General features: G+C 60.3%; 14 protein-coding genes and 4 tRNA genes. 8 read left to right on the plus strand and 10 right to left on the minus strand.

Annotated features, from left to right (window positions below; all coding sequences use genetic code 11):
* Positions 1-11 precede the first annotated feature (11 nt).
* Positions 12-2,933, plus strand: coding sequence for a DUF748 domain-containing protein (locus M1B35_RS19240; RefSeq protein ID WP_268262786.1), 2,922 nt, complete (start codon positions 12-14; stop codon positions 2,931-2,933).
* Between the two features lie 213 nt (positions 2,934-3,146).
* Here M1B35_RS19240 and M1B35_RS19245 read toward each other — a convergent pair whose 3' ends face one another.
* Together M1B35_RS19245 and M1B35_RS19250 are read right to left on the minus strand one after the other, a co-directional pair.
* Positions 3,147-3,503, minus strand: a complete 357-nt coding sequence (locus M1B35_RS19245) for a BON domain-containing protein (RefSeq protein ID WP_123334937.1) — start codon at positions 3,501-3,503, stop codon at positions 3,147-3,149.
* A gap of 264 nt (positions 3,504-3,767) precedes the next feature.
* Positions 3,768-4,184, minus strand: a complete 417-nt coding sequence (locus tag M1B35_RS19250; RefSeq protein WP_123334935.1) for a pilin — start codon at positions 4,182-4,184, stop codon at positions 3,768-3,770.
* Between the two features lie 276 nt (positions 4,185-4,460).
* On the opposite strand from M1B35_RS19250, the gene M1B35_RS19255 reads away from it, so the two are divergent.
* From M1B35_RS19255 to yacG, 4 genes are read left to right on the plus strand one after another with little or no spacing between them, the layout of a single operon-like run.
* Positions 4,461-5,678 carry a type II secretion system F family protein gene (locus tag M1B35_RS19255; protein WP_123334933.1) on the plus strand — a complete coding sequence of 406 codons (1,218 nt, stop codon included), beginning with the start codon at positions 4,461-4,463 and terminating at the stop codon, positions 5,676-5,678.
* A 2-nt stretch (positions 5,679-5,680) separates the two neighbouring features.
* A complete protein-coding gene (locus tag M1B35_RS19260; protein ID WP_268262787.1) occupies positions 5,681-6,553 on the plus strand; it encodes a prepilin peptidase in 873 nt (290 codons plus the stop codon).
* Positions 6,550-7,173: a dephospho-CoA kinase gene (coaE, locus tag M1B35_RS19265; protein ID WP_268262788.1), complete on the plus strand. Its 624-nt coding sequence runs from the start codon at positions 6,550-6,552 to the stop codon at positions 7,171-7,173. The genes M1B35_RS19260 and coaE overlap by 4 nt, the downstream gene beginning before the upstream one ends.
* A complete protein-coding gene (gene yacG, locus M1B35_RS19270) occupies positions 7,170-7,373 on the plus strand; it encodes a DNA gyrase inhibitor YacG (protein WP_123334927.1) in 204 nt (67 codons plus the stop codon). The genes coaE and yacG overlap by 4 nt, the downstream gene beginning before the upstream one ends.
* 3 nt (positions 7,374-7,376) lie before the next feature.
* Here the strand turns inward: yacG and M1B35_RS19275 are convergent, their stop codons facing one another.
* From M1B35_RS19275 to M1B35_RS19285, 3 genes are all read right to left on the minus strand, one after another.
* Positions 7,377-7,592, minus strand: a complete 216-nt coding sequence (locus M1B35_RS19275) for a hypothetical protein (protein WP_268262789.1) — start codon at positions 7,590-7,592, stop codon at positions 7,377-7,379.
* A gap of 63 nt (positions 7,593-7,655) precedes the next feature.
* Positions 7,656-8,345, minus strand: coding sequence for an energy-coupling factor ABC transporter permease (locus M1B35_RS19280; RefSeq protein ID WP_123334923.1), 690 nt, complete (start codon positions 8,343-8,345; stop codon positions 7,656-7,658).
* On the minus strand, positions 8,342-8,812 hold the full coding sequence (locus tag M1B35_RS19285; protein ID WP_425273428.1) for an FAD/FMN-containing dehydrogenase: 471 nt from the start codon (positions 8,810-8,812) through the stop codon (positions 8,342-8,344). Before M1B35_RS19285 ends, M1B35_RS19280 begins: the two co-directional genes overlap by 4 nt.
* Positions 8,813-8,919: 107 nt before the next feature.
* Here M1B35_RS19285 and M1B35_RS19290 point away from each other — a divergent pair, with 107 nt between their 5' ends.
* The 3 genes from M1B35_RS19290 to M1B35_RS19300 all read left to right on the plus strand — a co-directional run bounded on the left by M1B35_RS19290 (position 8,920) and on the right by M1B35_RS19300 (position 11,307).
* Positions 8,920-9,549 carry a DUF1780 domain-containing protein gene (locus M1B35_RS19290; RefSeq protein WP_123334921.1) on the plus strand — a complete coding sequence of 210 codons (630 nt, stop codon included), beginning with the start codon at positions 8,920-8,922 and terminating at the stop codon, positions 9,547-9,549.
* Between the two features lie 225 nt (positions 9,550-9,774).
* Positions 9,775-9,948, plus strand: coding sequence for a DUF3094 family protein (locus M1B35_RS19295; protein ID WP_123334919.1), 174 nt, complete (start codon positions 9,775-9,777; stop codon positions 9,946-9,948).
* A gap of 60 nt (positions 9,949-10,008) precedes the next feature.
* Entirely contained in the window at positions 10,009-11,307 is a 1,299-nt protein-coding gene (locus M1B35_RS19300) for an NAD(P)/FAD-dependent oxidoreductase (RefSeq protein ID WP_123334917.1), read from the plus strand.
* A 150-nt stretch (positions 11,308-11,457) separates the two neighbouring features.
* Here the strand turns inward: M1B35_RS19300 and M1B35_RS19305 are convergent.
* The 5 genes from M1B35_RS19305 to clpB all read right to left on the minus strand — a co-directional run bounded on the left by M1B35_RS19305 (position 11,458) and on the right by clpB (position 14,731).
* A tRNA-Pro gene (locus tag M1B35_RS19305) sits at positions 11,458-11,534 on the minus strand.
* 93 nt (positions 11,535-11,627) lie between these two features.
* A tRNA-Lys gene (locus tag M1B35_RS19310) sits at positions 11,628-11,703 on the minus strand.
* Positions 11,704-11,708: 5 nt separating this feature from the next.
* A tRNA-Pro gene (locus tag M1B35_RS19315) sits at positions 11,709-11,785 on the minus strand.
* A gap of 9 nt (positions 11,786-11,794) precedes the next feature.
* Positions 11,795-11,870, minus strand: a tRNA-Asn gene (locus tag M1B35_RS19320).
* A 296-nt stretch (positions 11,871-12,166) separates the two neighbouring features.
* Positions 12,167-14,731, minus strand: coding sequence for an ATP-dependent chaperone ClpB (gene clpB, locus M1B35_RS19325; RefSeq protein WP_268262791.1), 2,565 nt, complete (start codon positions 14,729-14,731; stop codon positions 12,167-12,169).
* Between the last annotated feature and the right edge of the window lie 3 nt (positions 14,732-14,734).

Consider the following 14,734-nt stretch of genomic DNA (forward strand, 5'->3'; position numbering starts at 1 on the left):
TGAAGCCTCGCATGACCAAAGGATTGATTCGCGCTATCGGCGCCTTGTTGACTGCCCTGGCCCTTTACAGTCTGTTGGGCTTTCTGATTTTGCCGGGCATCGCCTTGCGAGTGGCCAACCAGCAGTTGGCCAACTACGCGACCACACCGGCCCATATCCAACGCATCGAACTCAACCCGTTCAGCCTTGAACTGACCGTCTGGGGCCTGACCCTGGGCGAACCGGGCAAGGAACATGTGGCCTTCGAACGCCTGTACGCCAATTTGCAGTTGGACAGCCTGTGGACCCGCGCACTGCACTTGGCGGATGTCGAACTGGACAAGCCCAAGACCGAGATCCTCTTCGACAAGGCTGGCAAACTCAACCTGCTGAGCCTGTTCAAGCTACCAGCCAGCGAACCGACCCCGGCCGATCCGGAAGCCAAGCCCTTCCCCCTGAGAATCGAGCGCATCAAGCTGGCCGGCGGTTATGTGCACTTCCAGGACCTGCGCCCCAGCGAGCCCATCGAATTCCTTTACGACAAACTCGACTTCGAGTTGAAAAACCTCAGCACCCTGCCCGATGACAGCGCCGACATGACCCTGGTGGCGGCCGGTCCCGAAGGTGGACAGATCGATTGGGCCGGTAACTTCAGCCTGGCTCCCATCGCTTCTGAAGGCACCTTGAAGGTCACCGACGGCAAGATGAAAGCCTGGTGGCCCTACGTCCGCGATGCGGTGCCGCTGGTACTGGAAGACGGGGTGCTGAATTTCAATACTCACTATAAATTCAACCTGTCGAAGAACACCGAACTGCTGCTCGACAACACCTCCCTGAGCGTCGCGCCATTCGCCATCAAGGCGCCAGACGGCCGCCCCCTGGCACGCCTGGAGCGCCTGGACGTCAGTGAAACCACGGTGGACCTGGCCAAGCAGCAGGTGATCGTCGGCAAGGTCCGCAGCCAGAAACTGGAAACCTGGGCCGCCCTGGAAGCCGACGGTCAACTGGACTGGCAGAAGCTCTTCGCCAGCCAACCGGCCAAACCGGCCCCGGCGCCGACCCCGGCCGCCGCCGACTCACCCAAGCCGGCTCCCGCTGCGCCGAGCAAGCCTTGGCAAGTGCTGCTCAAGGATGTGCAACTGCGCAACTATCAGGTGCACCTGGCCGATCGCCAGGCCAAACCCGCAGTCGCCCTGGAAGTCGGGCCGCTGAACCTCGACTTGCAAAATTTCGACAGCCTCAACCAGTCGCCTTTCACCCTTAAGCTCGATACCGGCCTGGGCAAGCAGGGTAAGATTCTCGCCACCGGCGAAGTCAACCTGCAGCCGGTCAGCGCCAAGCTCAAGGTACAGAGCAAAGACATCGACCTGCGGGTGGCCCAGTCCTACATCAGCCCGTTCATTCGTCTGGAACTGCGCAGCGGCATGCTCGGCAGCGACCTTGCGGTGGACCTGAAAAAACTGGAGCCGCTGACCTTCAGCATCACCGGCCGCGCCGAGATCAATCAGTTGCACACCCTGGACACCCTGAAGACCCGCGACTTCGTGAAGTGGAAACAGGTGGTGGTCGAAGGCCTCAACTATCAGCACGGTGACCGCCTCGACATCACCCGGGTCAACCTGATCCAGCCCTATGCCCGTTTCATCATCAACGACGACCGCACCACCAACGTCGATGACCTGCTGATTCCGCAACCGGCTGGCAGCGCCAACTCGTCCAGCGCTAAGAAGTCGTCGGGCAGCAGCAAACCGCTGGGCATCCACATCGGTGAAATCGCCATCAACGACGGCTCGGCGAACTTTGCCGACCTAAGCCTGACGCCCAACTTCGCCACCGCCGTGCAACAGCTCAACGGCCAGATCGGCACCATCGACAGCCGCAAAGCCGAACCGGCCAGTGTCGACGTCAAGGGCAAAGTCGACCGCTATGCGCCGGTCACCATCAAAGGCAGCGTCAACCCCTTCGACCCGATGGCAGCACTGGACATCGCCACCAGTTTCAAACGGGTCGAGCTGACCACCCTGACCCCCTACTCGGGCAAGTTCGCCGGGTTCCGCATTCGCAAAGGCCGGCTCAACCTCGACCTGCACTACATGATCACCAAGGGCCAGCTCAAAGCTGAAAACAAGCTGGTGGTGGAACAACTGCAACTGGGTGAGAAGGTCGACAGCCCCGATGCGGTGGACCTGCCGATCCGCCTGGCAGTGGCGCTGCTCAAGGACACCGATGGCAAGATTTCCATCGAGCTGCCGATTTCCGGCGACCTCAATAACCCGCAGTTCAGCGTCATGCCGATCGTCTGGCAGACCCTGCGCAACCTGGTCCTGCGGGCAGCCCAGGCACCGTTCAAGTTCATTGGCGGGCTGATCGGCGGGGGCGGTGCGCAAGACCTCGGCAACGTGTCCTTCGCCCCGGGTTCCAGCGAGTTGAGTAAAGAGTCCGAGTCGGCGCTGACCACCTTGTCCAAAGCCCTGAAGGAACGGCCGACCCTGCGCCTGGAGATCGAAGGCACCAGCGCGCAAAGCAGCGACGGCCCGTTTATCGCCGAACAACGCCTTGAGCGTGAGTACCAGTACAACTACTACAAGATGCTCCAGCGTCGTGGCGATAAAGTCCCGGCGCAGGCATCCCTGCTGCAAGTGCCGGAGAATGAAAAAGCGCCGCTGCTGGAAGGCATCTACCGCACCCGCCTGAAGCAGCAACCGCCGGCCGAATGGGCTCAACTGGGCCGCGACGAACGCAGCGCCAAACTGCGCGAAGGGGTGATTCAGTTCTGGAGTTCCAGCGACGTGCTGTTGCGCCAACTGGGCCAAGAGCGGGCCAGCAGCATCAAGGACTTCCTGGTGGATAAAGGCCAACTCGCGGACGACCGTGTGTACTTCATCGACGCCAACCTGGGGCAAGCGGAAAGTGATGGTCGCGTCGTGACCCCGTTGCATTTGGACGCTGAGTAAAACCGGGACGCTCATTAAACCTAAGAGCGACGTAACCCTAAGCGACCAGCCAGCCGGCCCCGGACTTTTCCGACGCCAATAGAACAGGCCCCGGCACATGGTGCCGGGGCCTGTAATGACCACATCCTTGTGGTCTTCGCATGAACCTTAGAGAAGCGGTAGGCCGGTATTGCCTACCGCGACCTCTCCCTGTCCAGGCAAGAAGCGTGCGCCTTACTCGGCTTTCAGGCCGTCAGCGGAAACCGCTTTAACGCCTTTGATTTTCTTGGTGATCGCAACAGCGGTGGCTTTCTGGGCATCGGTGACCGCAACAGTGGACGACAGCGACACAACGCCTTTGTTGGTCTCTACCTTGATGTCGGTACCAGGAATGCCTTTCTCGGTAACCAGGTCGCTTTTCACTTTGGTGGTGATCCAGGTGTCAGAGGTCGCCTCTTTGGCCTTGTCGACTTCACCAGCAGCTACAACCATAGGTGACTGAGTGTGTTGAGTGGTCTGCGCAAATGCTGCGTTGGCCATGGTCAGGGTCAGAGCGGTAGCAGTTGCGGCAGCGATAGCGAACTTCTTCATACGAGTAACTCCTGTTCTTTTAGAAAGCCTGAGCCGTTGTCCTGGCTTCAGGGTTACTAGGGATATTGCAGGCGCTGTGCCAACTTTTGATCGCTATAAAAATACATATAAATCAATAACTTAAAAAAAACACAAAAAATCGGAATCATGCAATTTGCATGACCGGCTGCCAATCTGCATGCAAGTTGCGGTTTCTCCGAGGGCTGGTGGAGCCGCTGTGGCGGCGCCACCTTTTATCGGTCGAACCTCAAGACTGAAAAGCCTTCAAGCACTCTCTGCGCTGCAGCCCTTGGGCACGTAATCCACGGCGACTGAGGTGGCACAGGCCCACCCCGTCACCGGCGAGCGGGTAAGGGTCAGGGTCTTGTTCAATACCGGGCTTGGGGCATTGAGCAGGGTGCAGGCAATCGTCCCCTCTCCACTGCTCGCCGCTCCCGTCGCGGTCATCAGGCAGTTCGCGCTCTGGGCCATAGCGCCCAGCAGTTCCAGGGTCGGATCGACGCCCTGGTTGAGTACATCCTCAAAGTGGACCTTCAGGGCCGAGGCTTCAGCCAGGGCCGCCATCACCTTGGCCCGGGCCTGGTACTTGGAATACAGCGGCAGGGCCACCGTTGCCAGGATGCCGATAATGGCCACCACGACCAGTAGCTCGATCAGGGTAAAACCGTACTGACGCTTCATAGACAGGCTCCATGCCTAAACAAAGGTTTTATGAGTTGCATGGGGGCCAAAGCACGGCCTGTGCCAGCCATGAAAGCCACGTAAAACAAGGCTTTCACGGTTTTCTAAGGACGCCGTGTCACGCAAGGATTCGCACAAACTGACAATTTCCGTCACCCCGCTGCGCCGTTCCGGGGGCGCCTGCAACTACGCTTTAAAGCAATCGCCGGGCGGTCTGCCAAACACGCTCGCCACCCCGCGCTCACGGACGAGCACGGCTTTACACAGGACCGAACCATGACGCCAAGAACGGCAAGAATCAGTGTGTACACCTGGCAAGGCAGCGACCGCAGCGGTAGCCCCCTCGCCGGCGAGTTGAGTGCCCAGACTCCAGCCCTGGTCAGGGCCAAGCTGCGCCAACAGGGCATCACCCCCCACCGGGTCCGGCGCAAATCCGCACCGCTGCTGCGTCCATCGCACAGGATCAAGGCCCGGGACATAGCGCTGTTCACCCGCCAACTGGCCAGCATGATGAAAGCCGGGGTGCCGCTGCTGCAGGCCTTCGACATCATCGCTGAAGGCCTGGACACGCCGGGCATGCGCCCTCTAGTGCTGGCCCTCAAGCGAGACATCGAAGCCGGCAACAGCCTGGCCGCGGCATTGCGCAAACACCCACGCTGCTTCGACGAGTTGTACTGCAACCTGGTGGAGGCCGGTGAGCAGGCCGGCGCCCTGGATACCCTGCTGGAGCGCGTGGCCACCTATAAGGAGAAGAGCGAGAACCTCAAGGCCAGGGTCAAGAAAAGTCTGATCTACCCATTGGCGGTAGTCGCCGTGGCGGCGGTCGTCAGCGCCATTCTGCTGGTCAAGGTTGTACCGCAATTCCAGAGCCTGTTCGCGGGCATCAACGCCCCGCTGCCGGCCTTTACTCAATGGGTCATCGCACTCTCGCAGCTCATGCAGCACGGCTGGTGGATGCTGGCTCTCGGCGGCCTGGGTACCCTGCTGGGCCTGCGCCATGCCCACAGACGCTCAAAACGCCTGCGTGATGCCCTGGACAGCGGCCTGCTTAAATTGCCTCTGCTGGGCACCTTGCTGTACAAGTCTGCGGTGGCCCGTTATGCGCGTACCCTGGCCACCACCTTTGCCGCCGGCGTGCCCTTGCTGCAGGCCTTGAGCGCGGTGGCCCAAGCCAGCGGCAACCACGTGTTCCAGCAGGCCATCGAACGCATCGGGCAGAACGTCGCCAACGGCATGCAGTTGAACTTCGCCATGCGCAGCAGCGGTGTATTTCCCGGCATGGCCATCCAGATGACGGCCATCGGCGAAGAATCCGGAACCCTGGAGCAGATGCTGGAAAAGGTCGCGCAACACTATGAAACCGAAGTGGATAACCTGGCTGACAGCCTGGCCAGCCTGCTGGAGCCCTTTATCATGATCATTCTGGGCACTCTCGTCGGCGGCCTAGTCGTCGCCATGTATCTGCCCATCTTTCAACTCGGTACAGCGATCTGAACATGCCTTTGAGTGAAGTCCTGGCCAACGCTCCGTTGGCCTTTGTGTTGTTCGCCCTGGTCCTGGGGCTGATCGTGGGCAGTTTTCTCAACGTCCTGGTCAGGCGCCTGCCCAAGATGCTCGAGCGCGATTGGCGCGGCCAGGCCCACGAAATCCTCGGTTTGCCACCCGAACCACAGGCTCCCACCTATAACCTGCTGCTGCCACACTCCCACTGCCCGCATTGCGCGCAGCCCATCCGTGCCTGGGAAAACATTCCGCTGCTCAGCTACCTGCTGCTGCGGGGACGCTGCGCCCACTGCCGAGGCGCCATCAGCCCGCGCTACCCCCTCACGGAACTGGCCTGCGGCCTGCTCTCGGCCTTTGTCGCCTGGCATTTCGGTTTTGGCTGGCAGGCCGGGCTGTTGTTGCTGCTCAGTTGGGGGCTGATCGCCATGAGCCTGATCGACGCCGAGCACCAACTGCTGCCGGATGCGCTGGTCTTGCCGCTCTTGTGGCTGGGGCTGATCGCCAACAGTTTCGAGCTGTTCGTCAGCCTGCATGACGCGCTGTGGGGTGCCGTTTGCGGCTACCTCTGTCTGTGGTCGGTGTATTGGCTGTTCAAGCTGATCACCGGCAAGGACGGCATCGGCCACGGCGACTTCAAACTGTTGGCCATGCTCGGCGCCTGGGGCGGCTGGCAAATCCTGCCGCTGACCATTCTGCTGTCATCCCTGGTGGGCGCTCTGTTGGGGGCCGTCATGCTGCGCTTGCGCAATGCACAAGGCTCGACGCCCATTCCCTTTGGCCCCTTTCTGGCCATTGCCGGCTGGATTGCCTTGCTCTGGGGTGGTCAAATGACCGACTTCTATTGGCAGTTTGTCGGTTTCAAATGACTAACCCTGTACGCAAACCCTGGATCCTGGGGCTCACCGGTGGCATCGGCAGCGGTAAAAGCGCTGCGGCCCAGCACTTTATCGACCTGGGTATCCATGTCATCGACGCCGACCACGCGGCGCGCTGGGTGGTCGAGCCCGGGCGCCCGGCCCTGGCGCGGATTGCCGAGCACTTTGGCCCCGGCGTGCTGCAAGCCGACGGCCAGTTGGACCGCGCGGCCCTGCGCCAGCTGATTTTCGAAGTACCGGAACAACGACGCTGGCTGGAAGCCTTGCTGCACCCTTTGATTGCCGAGGAAATCGTCGCCCACCTGGCCCGTGCCCAATCGCCTTACGCGATTCTGGTGTCACCGCTGCTGATCGAGTCCGGACAGCATGCGATGACCCAGCGGGTGCTGGTGATCGATGTGCCCCAGCCGTTGCAAATCGCCCGTACCTTGCAGCGCGACGGCATCAGCGAGCAGCAGGTCCAGGCGATTCTCAAGGCCCAGGCCAGCCGCGAGGAACGCCTGCGCCACGCCGACGATGTGCTGGTCAACGACCGCGACCTTGCCTGGTTACACAGCGAGGTCGAACGCCTGCATCACTTTTACCTGACTTTGCCTGGAGGCCAATCATGAGCCAACCCTTGACCGTAGAATGCCCAACCTGTGGCGCCCCCGTGGAATGGAAGGCCGACAACGTCAACCGGCCGTTCTGCTCGGACCGCTGCAAACTGATCGACTTGGGCGCCTGGGCGGCGGAAGAACACAAGATTCCGGTCAGCCCGGATGCCGAAGACGAGCTGTTTTCCGAAGAACTGCCACCCCGCGCCCATTGATCCTCAAGGCCGCATAAAGCCGTAATCCTGATCGTCGTCGAGGTTCTCCGCGAGAAATTGCAACTCGTCGGCCAGGTCCTCGACACTGCGCACGCTCTTGCTCTGCTGCACCACGGCGCTGAGCAGGGCGCGCAGGCTCAGCCCCGGATCAAACCCTTCCTGCAGGGCCTTGTCCAGGCTGCTGCACACTTCCTGCCTTGCCCACTGGTAGACACCCATGACCGACCTCCGGAAAATTTTCCAGAGCATGGGACCGTGCACAAGGCGGGTATTTGATATGGATCAAGGACGAGGATCGTCATCCTTCCAAGGCGCAGAGAGGTAGCGGGTGCGGTTGAAGGTTTCCAGCCACTCAGGGCAGAACACCACCAGGGCGCTGACTAACATGCCGTTGATAAAGGCCTCGGGAAAGATCATCAACCACAGGTAGCCGACAAAATCTTCCAGCCATTCCGGCAAGGCGAAACGCTCGTCAAACCACAGCAACGCCAGCCCCATTAGCAGGCACAACAGGGCCGACAAGGCCGCAGCAAAGAAGCCGGAACAGAAGATATAGACGAAGGGATTGCGCGGTTGCGCCCGCTCCACCAGCAGCGCGCAGCATTCGGTGACCAGCACCGGCAACAGGATCAATAACGCGCCATTGACGCCCATCGCCGCCAGGTCCTGGCGCCCCAGGGCCACCAGGCCCAACTGGGCTAGCAGACCGCCGACGATCGCCAACGGCCAGTCCAGCAGCAGGGTAACGGCAGTCATGCCAATGAAGTGGTAAGACACCCCGGTATCAAAATCCCGACGCACCAGCCATAACATGAACAACGCGAACACGGTGCCGAACAGCAAATGCTGACGCCGGCTGTCGGTAAACAACTCAACCCAACGCACCCGCAGCACTGCCCAGGCCAATACCGGCACATACAGCAACCAGCCGGCCCCCAAGGTGAGCGGCGACAGCAGCGCCGCGCTGATCATGGCTTGAGCTGATCCAGGGCTGCCCGCAGATCGGCCGCTGTCGCGTACTCATGCTGCGCTTGCAGGTGGCCATTGTTCAGTTGCAGCCACAGCACCTTGTCTGCCGCCCCCGGGTAACGCGGCGCCACACGTCCGTCACGGTCGAGTAACACGCGGTAGGCATAGTCACGCATGGCGGGCACTGCGAACATCTTGGCGATCAGTGCCGGCATGCGCTGGATATCCGCGACGAACACTGCGTGGCGTGCCTCCAGATACCCCTTGGGACGATCCGCCAGTGCTGCGTTCACCAGCTTGGCGCCATCCATGCTGCGGGCCACCAAGAGGATTTGCGTCTGGTTATCGAGGCTGTAGGCCTGGTCGAACTGATCGAGCAAGGTCCACGGCGCCAGCCGCTCACCGACTTCAAGGGCCTGGGCCCACAGGGGCAGCAGACTCAACCATAGGATTGCGAAAAATCTCACCATCAACTCCTCATCGCTCATGGGTACCGGCCAGCAGTCTACACCGCCGCTGTGTGACCGACTGCGTGCGGTTCTTTCAGCAATCGGCATTTGGGCGCTAAGCTTGCCTCATGGATGAATCAGATTATTTGCGCCTACTCACCATTCAGGCCGAACAAGCCAACGCGTTCCTGTCCAATGCCCGCAAATGGGAGCGTGAGCGTTGGGTCTGCCAGCGCCTGTTGCAAGGCCTGAACATTCCCTACCGCAATGACGAGTTCACCCCGGCCGGCCAGGAGCCGCCCGACGTGCTGTTTCGCGATGCCAGCTTCGAAGTCTTTTTCGTCCTCGATGAAGGCCGACGCCTGAACGACGAGTGGCGCGACGAGCTGCAACGCCGACGCAGTGCCTTTTCCCTCAGCCAACTGGTACGTCGCGAAGTCAAACCCAAGCGCATTCCCGCCAACGAGTTGCTGTTACGCCTGGCCCCGACCCTGCGCAAGAAAGCCCACAACTACAAAGAACGCGGCATGGACCTGGGCGAGCTGGACATCATTGCCTTCGCCAGCCTGAAGCGTGAAGCCCTGGACCTCAACAGCCACTTCCCGCCGCCCACCGAATACCTGCGCCAGGGCTGGCGTTCGCTGTCCCTGGTGGGGCCAACCTTCGCCCGGGTGTTATTCGCCCATCCCGATGCCCCGGACTTCCTGCGCAGCAACCTGGGACGCAGCATCCTGTTCGACGTCGGCATCAGCCTCTGACGCCCTGCCCTCCTTTCTCCTGAAGCTGCGGTCAAAAACCGCAAAAAAGGGAGCTCACAGGCATGGCGCAGGCGCTGCGCCAATGATACAAAGCGCAATCATTCCCCTGATTCCCCGGTCAGGCGAGCAGCCCCTTCCGGCCAGCGTCTATGCTGCGTTCAATGACGGTTCGATCCGCACTGTAACGTCCCCACATGTCGCAACGTCTACCTGACGAGGCTTTATATGAGCAGCCGCCTGAACCCCGACGACCAACGCCATGTCGAAGAGTACCTGCAACTGTCCCAGCACCAAGTCGAGCGCCGGCCTTTCAGGCCCTGGCTGCTCCTGGTGGTGGTCGTGACGGTCACTGTCGCACTGGGCCTGTTGAGCCGCTTTATCAGTTACCTGACGCTATGAGCTGCCTCGCGCTCGCTCGGGTAACTGCCCCGATTTCTTTTAGCCTTGCGAGATCTCCCTATGACTCATCGTATTGTCATCGTCGGCGGCGGCGCCGGCGGCCTGGAGTTGGCGACCCGCCTGGGCAAGACCCTGGGCAAGCGCGGTAAAGCCAGCGTGCTGTTGGTCGATGCCAACCTGACGCACATCTGGAAACCGCTGCTGCATGAAGTGGCCGCCGGCTCCCTGAACTCCTCCGAAGACGAACTCAACTACGTCGCCCAAGCCAAATGGAACCACTTCGAGTTTCAGCTGGGCCGTATGAGCGGGCTCGACCGGGAGCAGAAGAAGATCCAGCTGGCCGCCACCTACGACGAAAACGGCGTAGAGCTGCTGCCCGCCCGGGAACTGGGCTACGACAGCCTGGTGATCGCCGTCGGCAGCACCACCAATGACTTCGGCACCCAGGGCGCTGCCCAGCACTGCCTGTTCCTCGACACCCGCAAGCAGGCCGAACGCTTCCACCAGAAGCTGCTGAACCATTACCTGCGTGCCCATGCAGGCCAGACCGATCAACTGGAGCAGATCAGCGTCGCCATCGTCGGTGCGGGTGCCACCGGCGTCGAATTGGCCGCCGAACTGCACAACGCGGCCCATGAACTGGCGGCGTACGGCCTGGACAAGATCAAGCCGGAAAACATGCACATCACCCTGATCGAAGCTGGCCCACGCGTACTCCCGGCCCTGCCGGAACGTATTGGCGGCCCGGTGCATAAAACCCTGGAGAAACTCGGGGTCACCGTACTGACCAACGCCTCCGTCAGCGAAGTGACCGCCGACAGCCTGATCACCGCCGATGGCCAGGTCATTCCTGCCAGCCTGAAGGTTTGGGCAGCCGGCATCCGCGCGCCGGGCTTCCTCAAGGACATCGACGGCCTGGAAACCAACCGCATCAACCAACTGCAGGTGCTACCGACCCTGCAAACCACCCGCGACGAGAACATCTTCGCCTTTGGCGATTGCGCCGCTTGCCCGCAACCCGGTACAGACCGCAACGTACCGCCACGGGCCCAGGCCGCGCATCAACAGGCATCGCTGCTGGCCAAATCGCTGAAGCTGCGGCTCGAAGGCCAGAAACTGCCGGAGTACCGCTACACCGATTACGGCTCGCTGATTTCGTTGTCGCGGTTTTCCGCGGTGGGCAACTTGATGGGTAACCTGACTGGCAGCGTGATGCTCGAAGGCTGGCTGGCGCGGATGTTCTACGTGTCGCTGTATCGCATGCACCAGATGGCCCTGTATGGCGCCTTCCGCACGGCCATGCTGATGTTGGGCAGCCGCATTGGCCGAGGCACCGACCCGCGCCTGAAGCTGCATTGATGGCGTAGGCAGGACGGGCCAGTCCACTCCGGCAGACCTTGCTGGAGCGGGCTGGCCCGCAACCCACATCAATTGATGTGTCGTGACTTGGAACCAGGAAACTCGAGGCAAAAAAAATCCCCGTATCTTTCGATACGAGGATTTTTAATATGGTCGGGGTAAGGGGATTCGAACTCCTGACATCCTGCTCCCAAAGCAGGCGCGCTACCGGACTGCGCTATACCCCGGTAAAAAAAAGGCACCTTCAAAAGGCGCCTTCTTCGAACAGCGCTTTTGGCCTCTGTTCTTAAGATCTGATTCCAGCGAGCTGGTCTCAAAAATGGTGGGTCGTGTGGGATTCGAACCTACGACCAATTGGTTAAAAGCCAACTGCTCTACCAACTGAGCTAACGACCCAAAAATGGTCGGGGTAAGGGGATTCGAACTCCTGACATCCTGCTCCCAAAGCAGGCGCGCTACCGGACTGCGCTATACCCCGGTTTGAAATTGGCTCCGTGACCAGGACTCGAACCTGGGACCCAATGATTAACAGTCATTTGCTCTACCGACTGAGCTATCACGGAACTACATATTTCAATTTACAACGGTGAAACTTACAGCTCTTAGACCTCGTTCGCATCGCTGCGTTCGTGTGTCTGAGGCGCGCTATTCTACAACCTAGAACACCTCTGTCAACCCCCTAAATTGCTTTCAAGTTAATGATTTGCAACTTATTTCAGATTTCTGCTCAGTGAGCTGAAACCCTTGTGGGTGACTGACTGCGGGGCGCACTTTACAAGCCTTTTCCTTAGACTTCAACAGCCTGGCGAAAAAAAGGCCTCGCAATGCGAGGCCTTGATGACATCAGCCACATGAACCGTCAGTCGAACGTGATCTCATCGTTGACCACAACGCCGGTTGCGGTTTCTCCCGGCATGAAACGACCCGAGAGGATCAGTTGCGCCAACGGGTTTTCGATCCAGCGCTGGATCGCCCGTTTTAGAGGACGAGCCCCATACACCGGGTCGTAACCGACGGCGATCAGCTTGTCCATCGCCTCCGTGCTCAGTTCCAGCTTCAGCTCACGCTCGGCCAGACGACTGCGCAGACGTCCCAACTGGATCTCGGTAATGCCCGCGATCTGATCCCGCGCCAAAGGCTCGAAGATCACCACTTCATCGACCCGGTTGATGAATTCCGGACGGAAGTGCGAAGTCAGTGCGTCCATCACCGCTGCGCGTTGCGCCTCACGATCGCCGACCAGTTCCTGGATCTGCACCGAGCCGAGGTTCGAGGTCATGACAATCACGGTATTGCGGAAGTCCACCGTACGCCCGTGGCTGTCGGTCAAGCGGCCATCCTCCAGCACTTGTAGCAGGATGTTGAACACGTCCGGGTGCGCCTTCTCGACCTCGTCCAAGAGGATCACCGAGTAAGGCTTGCGCCGTACCGCCTCGGTCAGGTAACCGCCCTCTTCATAGCCCACATAGCCCGGTGGTGCGCCGATCAAGCGAGCCACAGAGTGTTTCTCCATGAACTCGGACATATCGATCCGCACCATCGCCTCTTCAGTATCAAAGAGGAATTCGGCCAACGCCTTGCACAGCTCGGTTTTACCCACACCGGTCGGGCCGAGGAACATGAACGAGCCGCTCGGACGATTCGGATCCGACAACCCGGCGCGCGAACGGCGCACCGCGTTGGACACCGCCACGACCGCCTCTTCCTGACCGATCACACGTTGGTGCAACAGGCTTTCCATCTTCATCAGCTTGTCGCGCTCGCCTTCGAGCATTTTCGACACCGGAATACCGGTCCACTTCGAAACGACTTCAGCGATTTCTTCTTCAGTCACCTTGCTGCGCAGCAGCTGGTTCTCGCTCTTACCGTGCTGATCGACCATTTGCAGGCTGCGCTCCAGATCCGGGATCACCCCGTACTGCAACTCGGCCATGCGGTTCAGATCGCCTTTGCGACGGGCCGCTTCCAGTTCCTGGCGGGACTGTTCGATTTTTTGCTGGATCTGTGCAGAACCCTGAACCTCGGCTTTTTCCGAATTCCAGATTTCTTCCAGGTCCGAATACTCGCGCTCAAGACGGACAATTTCTTCCTGAAGTTTTTCCAGGCGCTTCATCGCCGCTTCGTCGCTTTCTTTCTTCAGTGCCTGGGATTCCACCTTCAACTGAATCAAGCGCCGCTCCAGACGGTCCAGCACCTCCGGCTTGGAATCGATCTCCATGCGAATACGGCTGGCCGCTTCGTCGATCAGGTCGATGGCCTTGTCCGGCAGTTGCCGGTCAGTGATGTAGCGATGGCTGAGCTTGGCCGCGGCGATGATCGCGCCATCGGTGATTGCCACCTTGTGGTGAACCTCATAGCGCTCTTTCAGGCCCCGCAGGATAGCGATGGTGTCTTCTTCGCTCGGCTCGTCCACCAAGACCTTCTGGAAGCGCCGCTCAAGGGCCGCGTCCTTCTCTATGTATTGGCGGTACTCGTTGAGCGTGGTGGCGCCAACGCAATGCAACTCGCCACGAGCCAACGCGGGCTTGAGCATATTGCCGGCATCCATGGAACCTTCGCCCTTACCGGCGCCGACCATGGTGTGCAGTTCGTCGATAAACAGAATGATCTGCCCTTCCTGCTTCGACAGCTCATTGAGCAGGGATTTCAGGCGCTCTTCGAACTCACCGCGGTACTTGGCACCGGCGATCAGCGCGCCCATGTCCAGGGACAACAGTCGCTTGCCTTTCAGGCCGTCCGGCACCTCACCATTAATGATGCGCTGGGCCAGGCCTTCTGCAATCGCGGTTTTACCCACGCCGGGCTCGCCGATCAGCACCGGGTTGTTCTTGGTCCGGCGCTGCAAGACCTGGATGGTGCGACGGATTTCGTCGTCGCGACCAATCACCGGATCCAGCTTGCCGTCTTCGGCGCGCTTGGTCAGGTCGACGGTGTACTTGTCCAGAGCCTGGCGCGACTCCTCGACGTTGGCGTCATTCACCGCCTCGCCGCCACGCAGGTTGTTGATGGCGTTTTCCAGGGCCTTCTTGCTCACGCCCTGGCCCAGCAGCAACTTGCCAAGCTTGCTGTTTTCGTCCATGGCCGCCAGCAACACCAGTTCGCTGGAAATGAATTGGTCACCTTTCTGCTGGGCCAGGCGATCGGCCTGGTTGAGCAGGCGCGCCAGATCCTGGGACATGTTGACGTCGCCGGTGGGGTTCTGGATTTTTGGCAGTTGGTCGAGTTCTTTGGCCAACTCCTTGCGCAGGCTGTTGACGTCAAAGCCCACTTGCATCAGCAGCGGCTTGATCGAGCCGCCCTGCTGTTCAAGCAATGCCTGCATCAAGTGCGCAGGTTCAATGGCCGGATGATCGAGGCCGACCGCCAGAGATTGAGAATCGGACAATGCCAGCTGTAACTTGCTGGTTAATCGGTCTATACGCATTAG

The sequence above is a fragment of the Pseudomonas morbosilactucae genome (assembly GCF_023241665.1).
Lineage (GTDB): Bacteria > Pseudomonadota > Gammaproteobacteria > Pseudomonadales > Pseudomonadaceae > Aquipseudomonas > Aquipseudomonas morbosilactucae.